Source organism: Streptomyces sp. NPDC086835 (assembly GCF_044745705.1).
Lineage (GTDB): Bacteria > Actinomycetota > Actinomycetes > Streptomycetales > Streptomycetaceae > Streptomyces.
Genome location: NZ_JBIVAU010000001.1, coordinates 479,665 through 499,271 on the forward strand (window position 1 = coordinate 479,665; position 19,607 = coordinate 499,271).

Below are 19,607 nucleotides of genomic sequence, written 5' to 3' on the forward strand. Positions count from 1 at the left end.
CCGGATTTCACTTTCCGGCAGGTCGCAGGCTAAAGTTCTTCTTGTTCGCAGCGCGGAGCGCGAAGAACACGCGGGGCTATAGCTCAGTTGGTAGAGCGCCTGCATGGCATGCAGGAGGTCAGGAGTTCAATTCTCCTTAGCTCCACAATCGGATCCCGTCCCCTACCAGGGGGCGGGATTCTTCGTTCTTGTCCGATGATGACCGCCCTCCTGTGGTTGCGTGGCCGATCTCGTACGCGAACGCCGCTGACCACCATGCGCGGCCGTGGCAGAATCGGACGGCCGGAGGGGACACCGGCGGTACGGGAGGGAGCGCACGATGTCCGCCAGCGGCGAGGAAGCCGGGGAGGCTGCCGATGACCTGCTTGCCACGGCGGAGGCCGGTGCTCGCCTCAGCTGTCCTTCCTGTGGTTCTGTCCATGTCGCCCAGGTCCTCGGGGACAACGGCGGCGTTTCCTTCGTGTGTACGGCCTGCGGCCACAGCTGGAGCTGAGTGATGGGTGCCCACAGGCGTAAATGCGACTGGTGCGGCAGCGGTACGCCGATCGTCAGGGACATGGATCCGGTCAATCCGGAGTTCCAGTACTGGTGCGAGGAGTGCGCGCGGGCGCTGATCATAAAAGGCGACCCGATCGAGACCTACCGCGAGCTCGAGGGTGAACCGATCTACGGCCGGCTCCTGGACGAGCACTGCACCCTCAAACGCTTCTATTCGTTCGCGACGGCCTGACGCCCTCAGGGCCTGACAGACTGTCGGATCCGCCCCCTTTGTCGCCCCGCTCGAGAACGGGGCGAACCGGGGCGTTGCGGACGGGACCGGAAACGATTTGGAGATGCGGCGACGGGGGCGTTAATGTTCTCTACGTCGCCGCCGCGGGGGAAACCCGAAAGCGGGGCGGTACACAGCAAGGGGCTATAGCTCAGTTGGTAGAGCGCCTGCATGGCATGCAGGAGGTCAGGAGTTCAATTCTCCTTAGCTCCACAAGAGACAGTGAAGCGGGCCACCCGGATCGGGTGGCCCGCTTCACTGTTGTGCGTGGCTGCCGTCAACTACGGCCGCTGCCCAGGGCCTTGCGGTTGCTGCTGGGGAGCGCCGGACGCGCGGGCGGCGGAGTCGGGCCCGAGGAGGGCACCTGCTCGATCCGCATGGCGAGGGCGGGGCAGCGGCGCACGGCCCGCTGCGCGCGGCCCCGCATGTGCATGGGGACCATCGCGTCGGCCACCGACGGGTAGCCGTCGGGGTTGAGCCGGATCAGCTCCGGGATGATGTCGGCGCACAGTCCGTGGCCCTGACAGAGCGTCCAGTCGACGAAGATCTTCTCGCCGCTGGGGATCGACTCCTCGGCCTCCTCGTAGCCCGGCAGGGGCAGGGGCAGCACACCCGTGGTGTCGCGCCCGCAGCCACCGTGCAGGACGTGCGCCGCCAGGTCGTCCGTGAAGGCGGACAGCGTCGAGGCGAAGAACCGCGCCGAACCGTCGGGGTGCTTGCAGGCGCCTCGGCCCTTGACGGCCTGCGTGACCTCACGCAGCGCCTCCAGCGCCGCCGGGCCGCCGCCGTTCATCACATCGGCCAGACCGCCCGCGGCCGCGGGCAGCCCGAGCTTGCAGGGGCCGCACTGGCCGGCGGTCTCCGCGGCCAGCCAGTTGGCCACCCGCAGGGCCTCGCCCAGCGGGCAGGTCTCCGGGCCGATCGGCAGGATCGCGCCCGCGCCCAGGGCGCCGCCCACGGATGCCAGGGACTCCTTGGACACGACCGCCTCGTGGACCGCGGCCGCGTCGATCCAGTTGCCGTGGTAGCCGCCCGTCAGCACCCCCTGCGGCTGCGGCGGGGCGCCCGCCAGCTGGAGCACGTACCGCAGTGGCACGCCCGTCGGCACCTCGACGACCATCGGCCGGGCCACCGCGCCGGAGATCGTGAGCATGACCGTGCCCGGTTCGGAGTCCAGGCCGGTGTGGCTGTAGCGGCGGGCGCCGATCCGCGCGGCGACGGCGAGCTGCGCGAACGTCTCCGCGTTGGAGAGCAGCGTCGGAGCGCCGCCGACGCCCGTCTCCGCGGCGCGCACGCGCCGGCCCGGCGGCAGCGCGGGGCCGCCGTTGACGGCCCGGATGACGGAGGACGCCTCGCCGGAGACCATGCGCTCGGGGGTGCGCACCACGCGGGCGCGCAGGGCCTGGCCGCGACGGTCCGAGAGGCCGCGCTCTGCGAGCGCGGCGCGCATGGAGATCTCGGTCGAGTTGCGGGTGACCGCGACGACGAGGGTCCGTGCGCCGAGCGCCTCCGCCGCGAGCAGCGCGCCGTCGAGGATGAGGTGCGGCGCGCGGTTGAGGAGCACCGTGTCCTTGCGGCAGGCGGGCTCACCCTCGCTGCCGTTGACGACGACCACCGGCCGTATGCCGCGCCGGATGGCGGACTTGGCGACGGCCCGCAGCTTCTTGCCGAAGGGGAAGCCCGCGCCGCCGCGGCCGGTGAGGGATATGTCCTCCGCGAGCTGTGCGAGCCGCTCGCCGCTCACGGGCTCGAGCGGCCCGTGCACCTTCAGATGCATGGGCAGGTCGAGGCGGTCGACGAGGTCGAAACCCTGCGTCAGCTGGGGGAGGCCGACGACGCGGACCTCCGGGACGTCGGGGAGGGGCGCGTTCACGGTCGTTCTCCTGCTGGTGCGTGCCAGGGCTCTCCGGCCGGGGGCGGGAAGAGGGGGCCGGGCAGTGGCGCCGTCTCGTCGTACGCAGGGACGTTTCCGTTGTCGTACGAGGACCGGTCGCCGTACGGGGCTGCGGGTGCGGGATCGGTCAGGGGTGTGTCGTAGGAGGCCGGCGGCGGGTAGCCGCCGGAGGTGTCGTACGCGGCGGACGGCGCGTACGCGGCCGTGGCGTCCTGCGCGGGGAAGCCGCCGGTGTCGTAGGAGGGGAGGCTGCCCGTGTCGTACGAGGTGGGCGCCTCGTACGCGGCGGAACCGCCGTACGGCGCCGGTGGCGTGTCGTACGAGGGCGCGGCGTCGAAGAGCGGCGGGGGAGGGGTGTCGTAGAGAGGCTGGGCCGGGTCGGGCCGCACCGACTGCGCCGGCGGAGGCGGCGAGGGTGTCGGCCAGCTGCCCGTCCGCGGGCCCGTCTCCGACACCACGGGTATCTCCTCCGTCATCGGCACCCGCTCGGCGAGCGGGGCCGACGGCTCGCCCGCCAGCGAGACCGCGCGGTAGGCGGCGGACATGCCGGTGCGGCGGCCGCCGGTGGGCCCGCCGCTGTCCGGCACGAACACCGGCTCCTCCTCCTGAGGGCGCGGGGCCTCGTAGAGCTGCGGCGAGGGCGCGGCGAGCCTCGGGGGCTGGGCGCGCGCCTGGCCGAGGGGCGGCTGGAAGTCCTGTTCGTACGGGCGCTGCGACGGCACGCCGTTCATTGCGCCGGTCATGCGGTCCACGCGGTCCATGCGGTCCATGCCTGCGGGTACGGTCGGGCGGCCCGTCCCGTTCATCCCGCTGACGCCCGGAAGCGGCGCCGTGGCGAGATCGCGCTGCGCCTGCTCGTCCGCTCCGGCGGCACCGGTCAGGGACATGATCTTGGCGGCGATCCGGCGCTGGACCGGACGCGGCATCATGCGTACGGAGACCGCCGCGGCGACTCCCAGGAGGGCCAGGCAGTACATGGTCACGACCCATGTCGCGGCCGGCCGGCCGGCGTAGAGGCCGTGGACCAGGGCGAAGCACCAGGCCGGGTACGCCAGCATGTGCAGCGGCCGCCAGCGGCCGGCGACCTTGATGTTGCCGGCCAGCGCACTGCGGAGGGCGCCGGTCGTACCGGCCACCACCATCAGGAACCCGGCCAGCGAGCCGAAGCCGATGAGCGCCTCCGTGCCGGTGACGCCCAGGCCGAACGGGATCATCGCGCCGAGCAGCGGCACGTGTCCCAGCGACACCTTCACCGTGGCGTGCAGCAGCAGGAACCCGAGCGAGGCGATGGCGGTCGCCCGGTGGATGCCCTGTGCGAGCAGCCGGTGGCGGGGCGAGAGCAGCAGACGGTCGGTGGCGATGAGGCCCCAGGCGACGGAGGCGGTCAAGGACACCAGGGAGAGGACCCCGGTGGTGAAGTCGAGCGCGGCGCGGAAATCGTCGCTTCCTCCGACGGCGAGCAGGGGTAGGAGCACCAACGCGGCCACGGAGATGCCGCCTTGCACCTGGCGGCTGAGTCCGCGGCCCGGACCGGGCGACAAACGCATCTTGAGACGAGGGTTCATGGGGCGACTCCGAATGGTGCGGGAAAGCTGTCCCGTTGACGCACTCTAGGTCGACCCATACCAACCAGTACGAGGTTTCAAGGTTTATCGAGGTGAAGTGAGCGCAACTGACTCGGGGGTTGCCCTGGATAGGGTCGATACGCGGAGTAACCCGCACGCCTTGATCGCCGGAGTCGGCCGGAACCCGCCGTTCATGGCTCCCGGGGGCCCGGAACGGACACTCATGCGGGCGGTTCCCCCGCTGCGGTACCCTGACGCCATGCGTGCCGTACGCCTTCTGCTTAGCGAGCCGCGCTGATCAGTCCCGACGGATGAGAAATCCGGTCGGAATCGGCGCGGCGTCCCCTCCTGTGCGAGGGGATTTTTCATTTCCCCTGGTACGTGAATCGGCTGGCAGTCGGCAGAGACGATCGATGGAGCTTCAAGGATCATGAGCGAGATGAACTCGGCTGCGGAGACAGCAGCCCCGCATCGTTATACGGCTGCCATGGCGGCCGACATCGAGGCACGCTGGCAGGACTTCTGGGACGCGGAGGGCACCTATCAGGCGCCCAACCCGAGCGGGGACCTGGCGGGGGATGCCGCGCAGGTGGCCAGGCCCAAGAAGTTCGTCATGGACATGTTTCCGTACCCGTCGGGTGCCGGGCTGCACGTCGGCCACCCCCTGGGATACATCGCCACCGACGTCTTCGCCCGTCACCAGCGCATGACCGGGCACAACGTCCTGCACACCCTGGGCTTCGACGCCTTCGGCCTGCCGGCGGAGCAGTACGCCGTGCAGACCGGCACGCACCCGCGCGTGTCGACCGAGGCGAACATCGAGAACATGAAGGCGCAGCTGCGCCGCCTGGGCCTGGGTCACGACAACCGCAGGTCCTTCGCGACGATCGACCCGGGCTACTACAAGTGGACCCAGTGGATCTTCGTCCAGATCTTCAACTCCTGGTACGACCAGGAGGCGGACAAGGCGCGCCCGATCGACGAGCTGGTGGCCCAGTTCGAGAGCGGCGCCCGTGAGGTGCCCGGAGGCCGGGCATGGAGCGAGCTGAGCTCCCTGGAGCGCGCCGACGTCCTGGGCGGCTACCGCCTGGCCTACGCCTCCGACGCGCCGGTCAACTGGTGCCCCGGCCTGGGCACCGTGCTGGCCAACGAGGAGGTCACCGCCGACGGCCGCTCCGAGCGCGGCAACTTCCCCGTCTTCAAGGCCAAGCTGCGCCAGTGGAACATGCGCATCACCGCCTACGCCGACCGGCTGCTGAACGACCTGGACGCGCTGGACTGGCCCGAGGCCATCAAGCTGCAGCAGCGCAACTGGATCGGCCGCTCCGAGGGCGCCCGCGTCGACTTCACCGTCGACGGCCACGACGGCGCGCGGATCACCGTCTTCACCACCCGCCCCGACACCCTGTTCGGCGCCACCTACATGGTCCTGGCCCCCGAGCACGGTCTGATCGACTCCATCGTCCCGGCCGAGTGGCCGGAGGGCGTCAAGGCCGAGTGGACCGGCGGCGCCGCGACCCCGGCGGAGGCCGTCGCGGCCTACCGCAAGCAGGCCCAGACCAAGAGCGACGTCGAGCGCCAGACCGAGCACAAGGACAAGACCGGTGTGTTCACCGGCTCGTACGCCGTGAACCCGGTCACCGGCGAGCGGATCCCGGTCTTCGTCGCCGACTACGTCCTGATGGGCTACGGCACCGGCGCCATCATGGCCGTCCCCGGGCAGGACGAGCGCGACTGGGAGTTCGCCGAGGCCTTCGGGCTGCCCATCATCCGCACGGTGCAGCCGCCGGAAGGCTGGGAGGGCGAGGCGTTCACCGGCGCGGGCCCCGCCATCAACTCCGCCAACGACGAGATCTCCCTGAACGGCCTGGACGTCGCGGAGGCCAAGGCGAAGATCACGGCCTGGCTGACCGACAAGAGCATCGGCGAGGGCACGGTCAACTTCCGGCTGCGTGACTGGCTGTTCAGCCGGCAGCGCTACTGGGGCGAGCCTTTCCCGATCGTCTACGACGAGGACGGCGTCGCGCACGCGCTGCCCGAGTCGATGCTGCCCCTGGAGCTGCCGGAGGTCGACGACTACTCGCCGCGCACCTTCGACCCCGACGACGCGGACACCCAGCCCGAGACGCCGCTGTCCCGCAACGAGGACTGGGTCGACGTCGAGCTGGACCTGGGTGACGGTCCCAAGCGCTACCGCCGCGAGACCAACACCATGCCCAACTGGGCGGGCTCGTGCTGGTACGAACTGCGCTACCTGGACCCGCACAACAGTGAGCAGCTGGTCGCCCCGGACATCGAGCAGTACTGGATGGGGCCGCGCGAGGGACAGCCGCACGGCGGTGTCGACCTGTACGTCGGCGGTGCGGAGCACGCCGTGCTGCACCTGCTGTACGCGCGCTTCTGGTCCAAGGTGCTGTTCGACCTGGGGCACGTCTCCTCGGTCGAGCCGTTCCACAAGCTGTACAACCAGGGCATGATCCAGGCGTACGTCTACCGCGACGAGCGCGGCTTCCCGGTCACGGCCACCGAGGTGGAGGAGCGCGACGGGAAGTTCTTCCACGACGGCCGGCCGGTCAAGCGCGAGCTGGGCAAGATGGGCAAGTCCCTGAAGAACGCCGTCACTCCGGACGAGATCTGCGCCGAGTACGGCGCCGACACCCTGCGCCTGTACGAGATGGCGATGGGCCCCCTGGACGTCTCCCGGCCGTGGGACACCCGCGCCGTCGTCGGCCAGTACCGGCTGCTGCAGCGGCTGTGGCGCAACGTCGTCGACGAGGCGACCGGCGAGGTCACCGTCGTCGACGGTGAGCCGGACGAGGCGACGCTGCGAGCCCTGCACAAGGCCATCGACGGGGTCTCCCAGGACATGTCGGCGATGCGTTTCAACACCGCCATCGCCAAGATCACCGAGCTGAACAACCACCTGACGAAGACGGGTGGCCCCGTGTCGCGCTCGGTGGCGGAGCGCCTGGTGCTGCTGGTCGCGCCGCTGGCACCGCACATCGCCGAGGAGCTGTGGCGCAGGCTGGGCCACACCGACTCGGTCGTCCACCAGGACTTCCCGGTCGCGGACCCGGCGTACGTCGTGGACGAGACCGTCACCTGCGTCGTACAGATCAAGGGCAAGGTCAAGGCGCGGCTGGAGGTCTCCCCGTCCATCACGGACGAGGAGCTGGAGGCCCTGGCACTGGGCGACGCGGCGGTCGTCGGCGCCCTGGCCGGCGCCGGAATCCGCAAGGTGATCGTGCGGGCGCCGAAGCTGGTCAACATCGTGCCCGCGTAACGAGGGACGGGTTCGCGGCCGCATGACAGGGGCGGATCCCGCCTCTGCGACGGGTGGCGGGCCGCCCGGGGGTTTCCCCTACGGGCAGGTTGGGGGTTGTGAAGGAACCTACGGCCTGCCCGTTCCGTTTACCGTGGAAGGACCACAACCGACGCCGGAGGGCGCACATGGAAGCCGCGATCATGATCCTGGCGCTGCTCTTCTTCGCCTTCGTGGCACTTGGGGTGTACGTGGGCGTGAAAGCCGTGAAGGCCGCGAAGCGCGGTGTCGAGCGCACCGTCACCCAGGCACGGCGCACGGTCGAGGACACCGCGCTGCGCGCCAAGAGCTACGGGCAGACCGGCGTGACCGGCGAGCTGGCGCAGCTGCGGCTGAAGCTGCGCACCTCGATGAGGGCGACACAGGAGGCGCTGAACGCCGGCGCGGCCGAGGACGCCTCACTGTCCGAGTCGCTGGCCCTCTTCCGGCGGCTCAGCGCACACGGACACGAACTGGACGACGAGCTCAGGCGGCTCGAGCGCGAGCCCGACCGGGCCACGGTCGGCTCACTGATGCCGGGCCTGCGCGAGCGCACGGAGCGGATCACCCGCTCCGCCGAGTCGCTGCGCTGGGCTGCGCGTGACCGCGCCCAGAAGTTCGCCGAGGACGATCTCGACGTGTTGAGCTCGCAGATCGACATGGAGGCGGGGGCGCTGCGGCACTGGTCCGCGACCGACGGCAGCGGGACCGCAGAGCCCGCGGCATGGCCCGAGGCGCCGGAGTCCGGGCGTCCGGCGGCGGCGCGGCCCGAGCCGGGTGCCCGCACACATTCCGAGCCGGAGGAGGAGACGCCCGGCCGGCCACAGGCGATCACCGCACCGGACCCGCGGCAGACCACCTACCCGTGGCAGAAGACCGCCCGCCCGGAAACCACGAACTGACGCCTGCCGCGGCGGCCCGACCACCCCTGCGCACGACGTGTGGACAGGTCGGGCTGCCGTACGGCGCCGCCTGCGGGTAACCTCCCGCTCATGTCCCGCCATGTCGCGATCGTCACCGATTCAACGGCCTACCTGCCGCCACCGACGATGGAACGGCACGGCATCACGGCGGTGCCGCTGACCGTCGTGCTCGGCGACCAGGCGCTGGAAGAGGGCACCGAGATCTCGGCCCGCTCGCTCGCCACCGCCCTGCAGAAACGGCGTTCGGTCACCACCTCCCGGCCCAGCCCCGAAACGTTCGCGCGGGCCTACCGCGAAGCTGCGGCCACCGGCGCCACGGGAATCGTCTCGTTGCACCTTTCCTCCGAACTGTCCGGCACCTACGACGCGGCGGTACTGGCGGCCAAGGACGCACCGGTGCCGGTCAGGGTCGTCGACACCGGGATGATCGCCATGGCGCTCGGATTCTGCGCTGTCGCGGCGGCGGAGGTGTCGGAGGCGGGCGGATCGCTGGACGAAGCGGTGGCCGCGGCGGAGAAGCGGGCGGCGGACACCGCCGCGTATTTCTATGTCGACACCCTCGACTACCTGCGCCGCGGCGGGCGGATCGGGGCGGCGCAGGCGCTGCTCGGCTCCGCCCTCGCCGTGAAACCGCTGCTCCAGCTGGTCGACGGCCGGATCGACATGCTGGAGCGGGTGCGGACGGCGTCGCGGGCGATCGCCCGGCTGGAGGAGATCGCCGCCGAACGGGCCGGCACGGCGCCGGTGGACATCGCGGTGCACCACTTGTCGGCGCCGGAGCGGGCCGCCGCCCTCGCGGACCGGCTGCGGAAGCGGGTGCCGGGGCTGGCCGACCTGCATGTGAGCGAGGTCGGCGCGGTGATCGGGGCGCACACCGGGCCGGGACTGCTCGGCGTGGTGGTCTCGCCGCGCTGAGACGGCGGGGCGTGGTCCGGGGCGGGCCTCGGTGCCTGGGCGGCTGGTCGCCGGTCCGGGACGGTCGGCGTGCCCGGGGGCTGGTCGCCGGTCCGGGACGGTCGGTTGCCGTGCTGGGGTGGTCGGTCTCCATCACCCGTGAGGGTGGTCGAGATATTCACAAGGGGCCGCTTTTCCACTGGAATTGGGCGTGCTCGGTGGGTTCGGGCGAATGTGCCTACCGTCCTGTGGCATGGCTCTTCGATCACGTTCCGCAACCAGTGGCCCGGGCCGCGCCCCGGCCTCCGACCGCCGCGCACGCTCCCACGGTCATGGTCACGGCCATGTCCTCGGCCGACCGCCTGCCCTGACCGGGCACGCGTACCGGTCGGGGGCGGCGCAGGCCGTCGGCGGAGGGGTGCCTTCCGGTGCTGGTGCTGCTGCTGGTGTTGCTCGTGCCGGGGGCGTTGGGCCGCGGGTCCTACGGCCTTCTCGTCTGCGGGGCGGACGTGCCCCGACCGCGGAGGCCGCCGCCCTGCGACAGCGGGCGGACGCCTTGTTCACGGCCGCGGCGGTTCCGCACGGCGGGGGTGGTGTGCTCACGGGGGTTCCGCGCGGCAGTTCGCTCACGCGTCCGGCCCCGCGCCCGCCCCGGCGTCGGGTGACGCACCTCGCGTCGCACTCGCCGCCGCACCTGCCGGAGCCGGCGGCCTCGGACCCGGTAACGCGTCCGCCCACACGCCCGGTGCCGCGGGGGCGGCGGGCCGGCGCGGGGACCGGCCCCGGACGCGGCGGCCCCAGTGGGCGGGCGCGGTCGCCACGGCTGCCCGGCCTGCCGGGGCCGACCGCCTGGACGACGGCACCGCGGGCCGGCGGCTACGGAGGGGCCGAGGCCGCAAGAGCGGCCGGGGCCGGAGTCGCCTCACCCGGAACCGACGGTGGCGCACCCGTCCCTGACACCAGGAGGGACGACGCACCTGGGACAGGTGCCGACAGGGACGCATCCGTTACCCGCACTGACGGGGACGCATCCGCTGTCCGCACCGGCAGGCACGTGGCCGGGGCCGGGCCGTCCCGCTTCGGGCTCGCGCTCCGGGACCGGCTGCCGGCCTGGGTGCAGGTGCGATGCGGGCTCGAGCCGAAGACGCTCGCGGCGCTCGCCGTGGTCCTTGTGGCGGCGGCCGTGTTCGCGGCGCAGCACTTCTGGGCGGGCCGGCCGCAGGCGGTACGGGCCCCGGATCTGGTCCAGCAGGGTTCGGCCCAGCCGCAGTCCCGGGCCGGGCCCGCCGCAGGAGCGGCGGGCGAGCCGTCACCTTCGCCGGGCCGGCCGCCCGTCGACCCGCAGCAGGCGGCCGGGATCGTGGTCGACGTGAGCGGCAAGGTGCGGCGGCCCGGAGTGCTCGAGCTGCCTGCCGGATCACGGGTGGCCGACGCGCTCGAGGCGGCCGGAGGCGTGAAGCCGGGCACGGACCTGACCGGGCTCAACCGGGCGCGGGTGCTGAGCGACGGCGAACAGGTCGTCGTGGGCGCGCCCGCGACGCCCACAACGGGCGGTTCCGCCGCGGGTTCTGCCGCCGGACCCGCCGCAGGACCGATCAGCCTCAACTCGGCGACACCGGAGCAGCTCGAGACGCTGCCGGGAGTGGGCCCCGTGCTCGCGCAGCACATCATCGACCACCGCATGCAGAACGGCGGCTTCCGGTCGATCGACGAACTGCGTGACGTCAACGGGATCGGCGACCGCCGGTTCGATGACCTGCGGAACCTGGTGCGGCCATGACCGCTCTCCCGGTCCACGCCGACACGGACCACCGGCCGGGCGCGTCCGGCTCTCCTCCGGAAGGCCCGACCGATCTGAGGCTCGTCCCGCCCGCGTTGGCGGCCTGGGCGGCGTCGGCTCTCGCGCTGGGGGCGCCGGTCCGGTGGACGGCGGCCGGGGTGGCTGCCTGCCTCGCCGCCGCGGCACTGCTGCCGCTGTGGGCTGCGGTGCCACGGCCCGGTGGCCGCCGGGACACGGCGTGTGGTGCGGCGGCACAGCGCAGAGGCCACCGGGACACGGAGTGGGTCGCGGTGGCCCCGCCCGGTGGCCGCCGGAGAACGACATGGGTTACGGCGTCACGGCGCTCACCGGGCAGGGACCCGGCAGGCGTTGGGGTGTCACGGTCCGGTGGCCACCGGGACACTGCGCCGTGCCCCGGCGGCAGAACGGCAGCACAAGCCCCCTCGGGCCGTTCGACGCGGTGGTGGCGGGGGGCCACCGCCCTCGCCGGTGTGTTGCTGTGCGCGGCGGCGGGCGCGGCCTCCGCCGGGCTGCACGGCGCGGACCTCCACCGTGGGCCGCTGCCCGGCCTGGCCGACCGGCAGGCGCGGGTCACGTTGGAGTTGACCGTCACCTCCGATCCGCGTCCCACCCGCTCCAAGACCGCGGGCGACCCGGCGGCCCCGGCGGCATGGCTGCTGAACGCCGAGGCGACGCGGGTCACCGTGCCCGGCGGAGCCGTCACCGGGACCCGTACTCCCGTCCTGCTGATCGTGTCCCCCGGCGAAGCGGACACGGCCTGGCAGCACCTCCTGCCCTCCACCCGCCTGAGGGTGGGCGGACGACTGGTGAAGCCGCTCCGTGAGGACGATCCGTTCGCGGCCGTGTTACGAGCTGACGGCGGCCGGCCGCTGGTCGTCCGCCCGCCGACCGGCCTGCAACGCACGGCCGGTGACCTGCGCGCCGGACTTCGCGAGGCCACGGACGGCCTGCCCCCGGACGCCCGTGCGCTGCTGCCGGGGCTGGTGGTCGGGGACACCTCCCGCATCCCTGCCGACCTCCACGCCGCCTTCGAAGCGACGGACCTGACCCACCTGTTGGCCGTATCAGGAAGCAATCTCACCATCGTGCTGATCCTGCTGATCGGACCACCGGGCACGGCCCTGCTGGCCGAACGGCGAGGGCTCGCACCCCGGTTGGGCATCACTCTGCGCGGCACGGCGCTGCTCGGAGGTGCGCTCACGCTCGCGTTCGTGGTCGTGTGCCGGCCGGAGCCGAGTGTGCTGCGAGCAGCGGCCTGCGGACTCGTCACCCTGCTCGCCATCGGCACCGGCAGGCGCAGGTCCCTCGTACCGGCACTGGCCGCCGCCGCCCTTCTGCTCGTGCTCTACGACCCGTGGCTGTCGCGCAGTTACGGCTTCCTGCTCTCCGTACTCGCCACCGGCGCCCTCCTGACCATCGGCCCGCGCTGGAGCGAGGCGCTTCAACGGCGGCGGGTGCCGGCCCGGCTCGCTGAGGCGCTCGCCGCGACGGCGGCGGCACAGGCGGTGTGCGCGCCGGTGGTCGCCGTGTTCGCGGCCAGAGTCAGTTTGGTCGCGATTCCCTGCAACCTCGTCGCCGAACTCGCCGTCGCTCCCGCGACGATCCTGGGATTCGCGGCGCTGGCCACCGCACCCGTGGCCCTACCGGTCGCCGAGCTGCTGGCGCGTATGGCCGGCTGGCCCGCAGGCTGGATCGCGTCCGTGGCACGCTCCGGAGCGGCTCTGCCCGGCGCCCAGACCGACTGGCCGGGCGGCTGGCGCGGCGGCCTGCTGCTCGCCGGACTGACCGTGGTGCTGATCCTCGTGGCGCGCCGGCTGACACGACACCCCTGGGCGGTGGCGCTCTGCGCGCTCCTGCTCGTGCTGGCCGTGGTCCGCCCGGCCCCGCTGACCGCGAGGCTGACCGGATGGCCCCCGCCCGGCTGGGCGTTGGTCATGTGCGACGTGGGACAGGGTGATGCCATGGTGCTCGCGGCCGGTGACGGCGCTGCCGTGGTCGTGGACGCGGGACCGGACCCCGGTCTCACCGACCGCTGCCTGAGCGAGCTCGGCGTCACGGAGGTGCCGCTGGTGCTGGTGACCCATTTTCACGCCGACCACGTGGCCGGTCTCGAAGGGGTGCTCCGCGGCAGGGCGGTGGGCGCGGTCCAGACGACCGCGTTCGAAGAGCCGCGCTGGCAGGCCACGTTCGTCCGGCGCACGGCAGCGGCGGCCGGGGTGCCGGTGATCCACGCGATACCGGGGGAGCGGCGCAGGGCGGGGCGGCTCAGCTGGCAGGTCCTGTGGCCCGACCTGTCCCGCGGCGCGGCACCGGAAGGGCCGAACGACGCCAGCGTCGCGCTGTTCGTCCGGGCGGCGGGCGGGCCGTCCATGCTGCTCCTCGGCGACCTCGAACCGCCGTCCCAGCAACGGCTGATACGGGCGCACCCGGCACTTCCGGCTGTCGATGTGCTCAAGGTCGCCCACCACGGATCCGCCTATCAGGAGCCCGCGCTGCTGGCGGGAGCCCGGCCACGGCTGGCGCTCATCTCGTGCGGGAGGGACAACAAGTACGGACATCCCGCGCCCCGCACGGTCGCCGCGTTGCGGGCACGGGGTGCGCTGGTGATGCGTACGGACCGGGACGGTGCGATCGCGGTGACGGGCGCCGGTGCGGACCTGCGGGCGGTGGCACGCGGCGCCGGATGAACCTGTCGGCCGAGCGCCCGTCGGGACGGTCCCGTCGGGCGAGGACCGGCCTGGACGGTCCGGCCGGCCGGACCGGCCGTGCGTCCGTCGGGCCGTCAGTCCAGCCAGTGTCCGTCGTTCATGATCAACCGGTCCTTCAGCTCGTTCTCCTCGCGCCATGCCTTCACCACACGGGGGGTGATCCGCAGATACACCCAGGGATGCCGGTCCCGCGGGTCCCAGCGCAGCTTCGTGGCGAAGGCGTCGGCCGCTCGGCAGTCAGTGCCGAGCCCTCGACGACCTCGGCGGTCCCCTCGATGTGCACGACGTCGCGGGTGTGGCCGATGGTCACGACGACCTCGCCCCGCGGCGTCAGGTTGCGGGCGGTGGGATTGGTGCGCCGGGTGCACATCAGCAGAGTGGCGCCGTCCCATGCGAACGACAGCGGCATCAAACACGGCTGCCCGTCCAGGGACGCCGTCGCGACCCACGAGTCCTTGTCGTCGGTCAGCCGGGCGAGGGTGTCCCGCCGGCGCTCCTCCCGGCTGCGTGCCTGCTCCTGGGTCGTCATGGCGGCAAGCTACGTGGTGTCCACGCCGCGCCGCGTCGGGCTGCGGGAGGAGCCGTGTACGCCTTCCGGACCAGGACCAGCGGCCCTGGCGGGGCGGCGGAGCGCGCAGCAGACTGCGTTCATGAACACGCTCCCGCCGACCCCGCCCGCCGTGACCCCGCCCGATCGCTCGTCACGGGACACCGACTCACGGGACACCGACGCCTACCTCGCCCGCATCGGCTGTGCACGGCCGGAGCGGGCCGACGCCGCGGCGCTGCGGGAACTCCAGCTGCGGCATTTGCTCTCCGTACCGTTCGAGAATCTGTCGATCCATCTCGGTGAGCCCCTCGTCCTGGAGGACGGCCCGCTCCTCGACAAGGTCGTCGGTGCTCGCCGCGGCGGTTTCTGCTACGAACTCAACGGCGCGTTCGCCGTGCTGCTGCGCAGCCTCGGCTTCGGCGTGACCCTGCTCCAGGCCAGGGTCTTCGGCGACGGCGGACGCCTCGGCATTCCCTACGACCACATGGCGCTCCGGGTGGAGACGGCCGACGACAGCGGCCCCTGGCTGGCCGATGTCGGCTTCGGCGACCACAGCCATCACCCCCTGCTTCTCGCGGAGCGGGGTGGGCAGGAGGACCCCGCGGGCACGTTCCGTATCGCAGAGGCGGCCGAGGGGGACCTCGACGTGATCCGGGACGGCAGGCGGCAGTTCCGTCTCGACACCAGACCGCGTGAGCTGCCGGACTTCGAGGCGGGCGCCTGGTGGCACCGCACCTCGCCCTTGTCGCACTTCACCAGGTCGCTGGTGTGCTCCCGGCTCACGGAGGACGGCCGGATCACGCTGACCGGCCGCAAGCTCGTCACGACCGTGGCCGGTGAACGGCACGAGCGGCTGCTGGGCAGCGACGACGAGGTGCTCGACGCATACGGTGAGCACTTCGGCCTGGAGCTCGACCGGGTGCCGGAGGTCCGGCCCGCGGCAGCCTGAGACCGGTCGCGTCACCGTTCGCCGGACCGGTCACCGGGCACGGTGACGACGTGGCCACGCGCCCCGGCACAATGTGCCGGTGAGCGATGTGAGACATGTGCTGGTGCTGCCCGACCGCGACGCCGCGGAGGAGGTGGCGGAGACGATCGGCGAGAGCTTCCCGGTGACGGAGGAGCCCCAGCTCGTGCGGGACGCACTGGCGGGCGAGGACGACGCGGAGGACGCCCAGTGGCTGGTCGTCGTCGAGGACCCGGAGGGCACGATGGACGCCGCCGCGCTCGACGCTTTCGTGGCGGCCTGGGACGGGTGGCGCGAGGCGAGCTGACCGTTCGCCCGGGACTGTCCGTGGGGCGTGGGATGCTGGAGCGCGATGGCCACCAAGAACTCGACCGACGATCCGCTCGCCCCCGTGACTCTCGCCGTGGGCCAGGAGGATCTGCTTCTCGACCGTGCCGTTCAGCAGGTGGTGGCGGCGGCGCGGGCCGCCGACGCCGACACGGATGTACGGGACCTCACCGCCGATCAGCTCCTGCCCGGCACGCTCGCGGAGCTGACCAGCCCGTCGCTCTTCGCCGAGCGCAAGGTGGTGATCGTGCGCAACGCACAGGATCTCTCCGCCGACACGGTCAAGGACGTGAAGGCGTATCTCGGCGCTCCCGCCGAGGAGATCACCCTGGTGCTGCTGCACCCTGGTGGAGCCAAGGGCAAGGGCCTGCTGGACGCGGCGCGTAAGGCCGGGGCGCGGGAGGTCGCCTGCCCCAAGACGACCAAGCCCGCCGAGCGGCTGGGCTTCGTGCGGTCCGAGTTCCGTGCGCTGGGCAGGTCCGCCACCCCCGAGGCGTGCCAGGCCCTCGTCGACTCCATCGGGAGCGACCTGCGGGAGCTTGCCTCTGCGGTGTCGCAGCTGACGGCGGACGTCGAGGGCACCGTCGACGAGGCTGTCGTGGGCCGTTACTACACGGGCCGCGCGGAGGCGTCGAGCTTCAACGTCGCCGACCGGGCCGTGGAGGGCCGGGCGGCGGAGGCGCTGGAGGCGCTGCGCTGGTCACTGTCGACGGGCGTCGCGCCCGTGTTGATCACGAGCGCGCTCGCGCAGGGTGTCCGGGCGATCGGCAAGCTGTCCTCCGCGCGCGGCGGACGGCCGGCCGACCTGGCGCGTGAGCTGGGCATGCCGCCGTGGAAGATCGACCGTGTCCGCCAGCAGATGCGCGGCTGGACCCCCGACGGTGTGGCCATGGCCCTACGGGCGGTGGCCGAGGCGGACGCGGGGGTCAAGGGCGGCGGTGACGACGCGGAGTACGCGTTGGAGAAGGCGGTCGTGACGATCGCGACGGCGGCGCGCTCGCGCCGCTGAGCCGGCCCGGACGTCCTGGCGGGACGCCGGCAGTGCAGGCGCCCGCCGCTTGGGCGAAGCGCCCGCCCCCGGGACAGGTACGCGCCCCTGGAACCATTCACGGGCCCCTTGGTCTAGGCGTCCTCTTGGACAGGCCCCCGCCCCTGGAACAGGCCTCGGGGACAAGCACGCGTCCCTGGGCGAGGCGCCCCCTGAGGCCCGCATCGCCCCGCTGAGACCTCCATCGGCCCGCAGAAGCCCGGACCAGCCTCGGACCGGCTCGCTTCGGCCCCCGGACCCGCCCCGACTCACACCCGGCTCACACCATGACGAAGGCCCCGGTCCGCCGTCCTGGGGAAGGACAGCGGACCGGGGCCTTCGTGTGAAGCTCGGTGCGCCGCACCCGCGTGGCGAACGCAGGCCGCGTGCGGCGCGGGGGTGCCGACCGGGAGCGGATGAGAGGGCCCGCTTTGTCCCTGCCGGCGATCAGTCAGTAGCTCAGCCCTGGAGGGAGCCAACCTTGGCAGCCAGCGCCGACTTCTTGTTGGCGGCGGCGTTCTTGTGGATGACGCCCTTCGAGACGGCCTTGTCGAGCTGACGGGAGGCCGCACGGGCCGCCGCGGTCGCCGACTCGACGTCGCCGGTGGCGACAGCCTCACGGGCCTTGCGGATCGCGGTCTTGAGCGAGGACTTGACGGCCTTGTTGCGCAGGCGCGCCTTCTCGTTCGTCTTGTTCCGCTTGATCTGGGACTTGATGTTCGCCACGAAAGAGCCTTTTCAGGTTCGATGATCTCTGAGGTTGCGTCCCTCCCCCGTGACCCTGCGGGTACGGAAGGCGCCTCCGGAGAGGAAACGAGACACAGCTGCTCAGGCTACCAGTCGCCCCACGGGCGGCCCAAACCCGGCACAGTCGCCGACCCGTGGGACCATGGAGCCTACGTATCGATCCGACAAAGAGCCGAGCCGAGCCCGAGCCGAGCTCACCGACCCGGCGTCTGCCAAAGAATCAGGACCCTGCGTGCCCGCGACTCCTATCCACGTGCCCGAGCCGAGCCGTACCGACCCGGCTCTGATCCGCAACTTCTGCATCATCGCGCACATCGACCACGGCAAGTCGACCCTTGCCGACCGGATGCTCCAGCTGACGGGTGTGGTCGAGCAGCGGCAGATGCGCGCCCAGTACCTCGACCGGATGGACATCGAGCGCGAGCGCGGCATCACGATCAAGTCCCAGGCGGTCCGTCTGCCCTGGGCCCCCACCGAGGGAGAGGGGCAGGGGAAGACCCACATCCTCAACATGATCGACACCCCGGGTCACGTCGACTTCACGTACGAGGTGTCCCGGTCCCTGGCCGCCTGTGAGGGCACGGTCCTGCTGGTCGACGCGGCCCAGGGCATCGAGGCGCAGACCCTCGCCAACCTGTACCTGGCGATGGAGAACGACCTCGCGATCGTCCCGGTGCTCAACAAGATCGACCTGCCGGCCGCCCAGCCGGAGAAGTTCGCCGAGGAACTGGCGAACCTGGTCGGCTGCGACCCGACCGATGTGCTCAGGGTCTCCGCCAAGACGGGTCTCGGTGTCGAGGCGCTGCTCGACCGGGTGGTCCGGGAGGTGCCGCCCCCGGTCGGTGTCGCCGACGCCCCCGCCCGCGCGATGATCTTCGACTCCGTCTACGACTCGTACCGCGGTGTCGTCACGTACGTCCGTGTCATCGACGGCCAGCTCAACAAGCGTGAGCGGATCCGGATGATGTCGACCGGCGCCACGCACGAGCTGCTGGAGATCGGCACCAACTCGCCGGAGATGCTGCCGGCCGACGGCCTCGGTGTCGGTGAGGTGGGTTACCTCATCACCGGTGTGAAGGACGTCCGCCAGTCCAAGGTCGGTGACACGATCACCACTCTGCACAAGGGAGCCACCCAGGCCCTCGGCGGCTACAAGGACCCGAAGCCGATGGTGTTCTCCGGCCTGTATCCGCTGGACGGCTCCGACTATCCCGAGCTGCGTGACGCCCTCGACAAGCTCCAGCTCAACGACGCCGCGCTGGTGTACGAGCCCGAGACGTCGGCGGCGCTGGGCTTCGGCTTCCGTGTGGGCTTCCTCGGCCTGCTGCACCTGGACGTGATCCGGGAGCGCCTGGAGCGCGAGTTCGGCCTTGACCTGATCGCCACCGCACCGAACGTGGTCTACCGCGTGACGATGGAGGACGGTACCGAGCACACGGTCACCAACCCGAGCGAGTTCCCCGAGGGGAAGATCGCCGATGTCCACGAGCCGGTCGTGCGCGCCACGATCCTCGCGCCCAGCGAGTTCATCGGTTCGATCATGGAGCTGTGCCAGACCCGCCGCGGCACCCTCCTCGGCATGGACTACCTCTCCGAGGACCGGGTCGAGATCCGCTACACCCTGCCGCTCGCGGAGATCGTCTTCGACTTCTTCGACCAGCTGAAGTCCAAGACCCGGGGCTACGCCTCACTGGACTACGAGCCCACCGGCGAGCAGGCCTCCAGCCTGGTCAAGGTCGACATCCTGCTGCACGGCGACAAGGTGGACGCGTTCTCGGCGATCACCCACAAGGACGCCGCCTACGCGTACGGCGTGCGGCTCGTCGCCAAGCTGCGCGAGCTGATCCCGAGGCAGGCGTTCGAGGTGCCGATCCAGGCGGCCATCGGATCCCGGGTCATCGCCCGCGAAACCATCCGCGCCATCCGCAAGGACGTCCTCGCCAAGTGCTACGGCGGTGACATCTCCCGTAAGCGGAAGCTGCTCGAGAAGCAGAAGGAAGGTAAGAAGCGGATGAAGATGGTCGGTTCCGTGGAGGTCCCGCAGGAGGCCTTCATCGCGGTGCTGTCCAGCGACGAGGGTGGCAAGAAGAAGTAGCCACCGCGTCGCCCTGGGCCCGCGAAAGCGCCCGTCCCG

At 71.9% G+C, this 19,607-nt stretch carries 13 protein-coding genes, 2 tRNA genes and 1 pseudogene; 12 read left to right on the forward strand and 4 right to left on the reverse strand.

The window, feature by feature from the left end; translation table 11 throughout:
• Positions 1 to 72 precede the first annotated feature (72 nt).
• The 3 genes from ACIPJI_RS02090 (at position 73) to ACIPJI_RS02100 (ending at position 982) form a co-directional block, all read left to right on the forward strand.
• Positions 73 to 145, forward strand: a tRNA-Ala gene (locus ACIPJI_RS02090).
• A 351-nt stretch (positions 146 to 496) separates the two neighbouring features.
• Positions 497 to 730, forward strand: a complete 234-nt coding sequence (locus ACIPJI_RS02095; RefSeq protein WP_005317760.1) for a hypothetical protein — start codon at positions 497 to 499, stop codon at positions 728 to 730.
• A 179-nt stretch (positions 731 to 909) separates the two neighbouring features.
• Positions 910 to 982: transfer RNA gene (locus ACIPJI_RS02100), tRNA-Ala, on the forward strand.
• Positions 983 to 1,046: 64 nt separating this feature from the next.
• Here ACIPJI_RS02100 and ACIPJI_RS02105 read toward each other — a convergent pair.
• On the reverse strand, positions 1,047 to 2,642 hold the full coding sequence (locus tag ACIPJI_RS02105) for an NADH-quinone oxidoreductase subunit NuoF family protein (RefSeq protein ID WP_189467938.1): 1,596 nt from the start codon (positions 2,640 to 2,642) through the stop codon (positions 1,047 to 1,049).
• Positions 2,639 to 4,228, reverse strand: coding sequence for a hypothetical protein (locus ACIPJI_RS02110; protein WP_307706385.1), 1,590 nt, complete (start codon positions 4,226 to 4,228; stop codon positions 2,639 to 2,641). The genes ACIPJI_RS02105 and ACIPJI_RS02110 overlap by 4 nt, the downstream gene beginning before the upstream one ends.
• A 430-nt stretch (positions 4,229 to 4,658) precedes the next feature.
• Between ACIPJI_RS02110 and leuS the strand changes: the two genes are divergently transcribed.
• From leuS to ACIPJI_RS02135, 5 genes are all read left to right on the forward strand, one after another.
• Positions 4,659 to 7,511, forward strand: coding sequence for a leucine--tRNA ligase (gene leuS, locus ACIPJI_RS02115; RefSeq protein ID WP_402243935.1), 2,853 nt, complete (start codon positions 4,659 to 4,661; stop codon positions 7,509 to 7,511).
• Positions 7,512 to 7,678: 167 nt separating this feature from the next.
• On the forward strand, positions 7,679 to 8,431 hold the full coding sequence (locus ACIPJI_RS02120) for a hypothetical protein (protein WP_402243937.1): 753 nt from the start codon (positions 7,679 to 7,681) through the stop codon (positions 8,429 to 8,431).
• A 90-nt stretch (positions 8,432 to 8,521) separates the two neighbouring features.
• Positions 8,522 to 9,367, forward strand: coding sequence for a DegV family protein (locus ACIPJI_RS02125; protein WP_356620946.1), 846 nt, complete (start codon positions 8,522 to 8,524; stop codon positions 9,365 to 9,367).
• A gap of 1,033 nt (positions 9,368 to 10,400) precedes the next feature.
• Positions 10,401 to 11,126 (forward strand): helix-hairpin-helix domain-containing protein, encoded by a 726-nt coding sequence (locus tag ACIPJI_RS02130; RefSeq protein WP_402243939.1) that lies wholly within the window; start codon positions 10,401 to 10,403, stop codon positions 11,124 to 11,126.
• The gene (locus ACIPJI_RS02135) at positions 11,123 to 13,834 is read left to right on the forward strand and encodes a ComEC/Rec2 family competence protein (protein ID WP_402243941.1); all 2,712 of its coding nucleotides are present in this window, start codon (positions 11,123 to 11,125) and stop codon (positions 13,832 to 13,834) included. The genes ACIPJI_RS02130 and ACIPJI_RS02135 overlap by 4 nt, the downstream gene beginning before the upstream one ends.
• A 95-nt stretch (positions 13,835 to 13,929) precedes the next feature.
• On the opposite strand, the pseudogene ACIPJI_RS02140 reads toward ACIPJI_RS02135, so the two are convergent.
• Positions 13,930 to 14,384: pseudogene (locus tag ACIPJI_RS02140) on the reverse strand (pyridoxamine 5'-phosphate oxidase family protein).
• Positions 14,385 to 14,505: 121 nt separating this feature from the next.
• Between ACIPJI_RS02140 and ACIPJI_RS02145 the strand changes: the two are divergent.
• From ACIPJI_RS02145 to holA, 3 genes are all read left to right on the forward strand, one after another.
• Positions 14,506 to 15,354: an arylamine N-acetyltransferase gene (locus ACIPJI_RS02145; RefSeq protein ID WP_402243943.1), complete on the forward strand. Its 849-nt coding sequence runs from the start codon at positions 14,506 to 14,508 to the stop codon at positions 15,352 to 15,354.
• 79 nt (positions 15,355 to 15,433) lie between these two features.
• Positions 15,434 to 15,679: a hypothetical protein gene (locus ACIPJI_RS02150; RefSeq protein ID WP_356620943.1), complete on the forward strand. Its 246-nt coding sequence runs from the start codon at positions 15,434 to 15,436 to the stop codon at positions 15,677 to 15,679.
• 45 nt (positions 15,680 to 15,724) lie between these two features.
• Positions 15,725 to 16,708: a DNA polymerase III subunit delta gene (gene holA / locus ACIPJI_RS02155; protein ID WP_356620942.1), complete on the forward strand. Its 984-nt coding sequence runs from the start codon at positions 15,725 to 15,727 to the stop codon at positions 16,706 to 16,708.
• 477 nt (positions 16,709 to 17,185) lie between these two features.
• Here holA and rpsT read toward each other — a convergent pair whose 3' ends face one another.
• On the reverse strand, positions 17,186 to 17,452 hold the full coding sequence (gene rpsT / locus ACIPJI_RS02160) for a 30S ribosomal protein S20 (protein ID WP_159692127.1): 267 nt from the start codon (positions 17,450 to 17,452) through the stop codon (positions 17,186 to 17,188).
• A gap of 253 nt (positions 17,453 to 17,705) precedes the next feature.
• Here rpsT and lepA point away from each other — a divergent pair, with 253 nt between their 5' ends.
• A complete protein-coding gene (lepA, locus tag ACIPJI_RS02165) occupies positions 17,706 to 19,568 on the forward strand; it encodes a translation elongation factor 4 (RefSeq protein ID WP_356620941.1) in 1,863 nt (620 codons plus the stop codon).
• Positions 19,569 to 19,607: the final 39 nt, after the last annotated feature.

What these genes read in the sequence shown, in the direction of transcription:
- ACIPJI_RS02095 (WP_005317760.1), top strand. Translation starts at nt 497, where the DNA reads ATGGGTGCCCACAGGCGTAAATGCGACTGGTGCGGCAGCGGTACGCCG.
- ACIPJI_RS02110 (WP_307706385.1), bottom strand. Translation starts at nt 4,228, where the DNA reads ATGAACCCTCGTCTCAAGATGCGTTTGTCGCCCGGTCCGGGCCGCGGA.
- leuS (WP_402243935.1), top strand. Translation starts at nt 4,659, where the DNA reads ATGAGCGAGATGAACTCGGCTGCGGAGACAGCAGCCCCGCATCGTTAT.
- ACIPJI_RS02120 (WP_402243937.1), top strand. Translation starts at nt 7,679, where the DNA reads ATGGAAGCCGCGATCATGATCCTGGCGCTGCTCTTCTTCGCCTTCGTG.
- ACIPJI_RS02125 (WP_356620946.1), top strand. Translation starts at nt 8,522, where the DNA reads ATGTCCCGCCATGTCGCGATCGTCACCGATTCAACGGCCTACCTGCCG.
- ACIPJI_RS02135 (WP_402243941.1), top strand. Translation starts at nt 11,123, where the DNA reads ATGACCGCTCTCCCGGTCCACGCCGACACGGACCACCGGCCGGGCGCG.
- ACIPJI_RS02145 (WP_402243943.1), top strand. Translation starts at nt 14,506, where the DNA reads ATGAACACGCTCCCGCCGACCCCGCCCGCCGTGACCCCGCCCGATCGC.
- holA (WP_356620942.1), top strand. Translation starts at nt 15,725, where the DNA reads ATGGCCACCAAGAACTCGACCGACGATCCGCTCGCCCCCGTGACTCTC.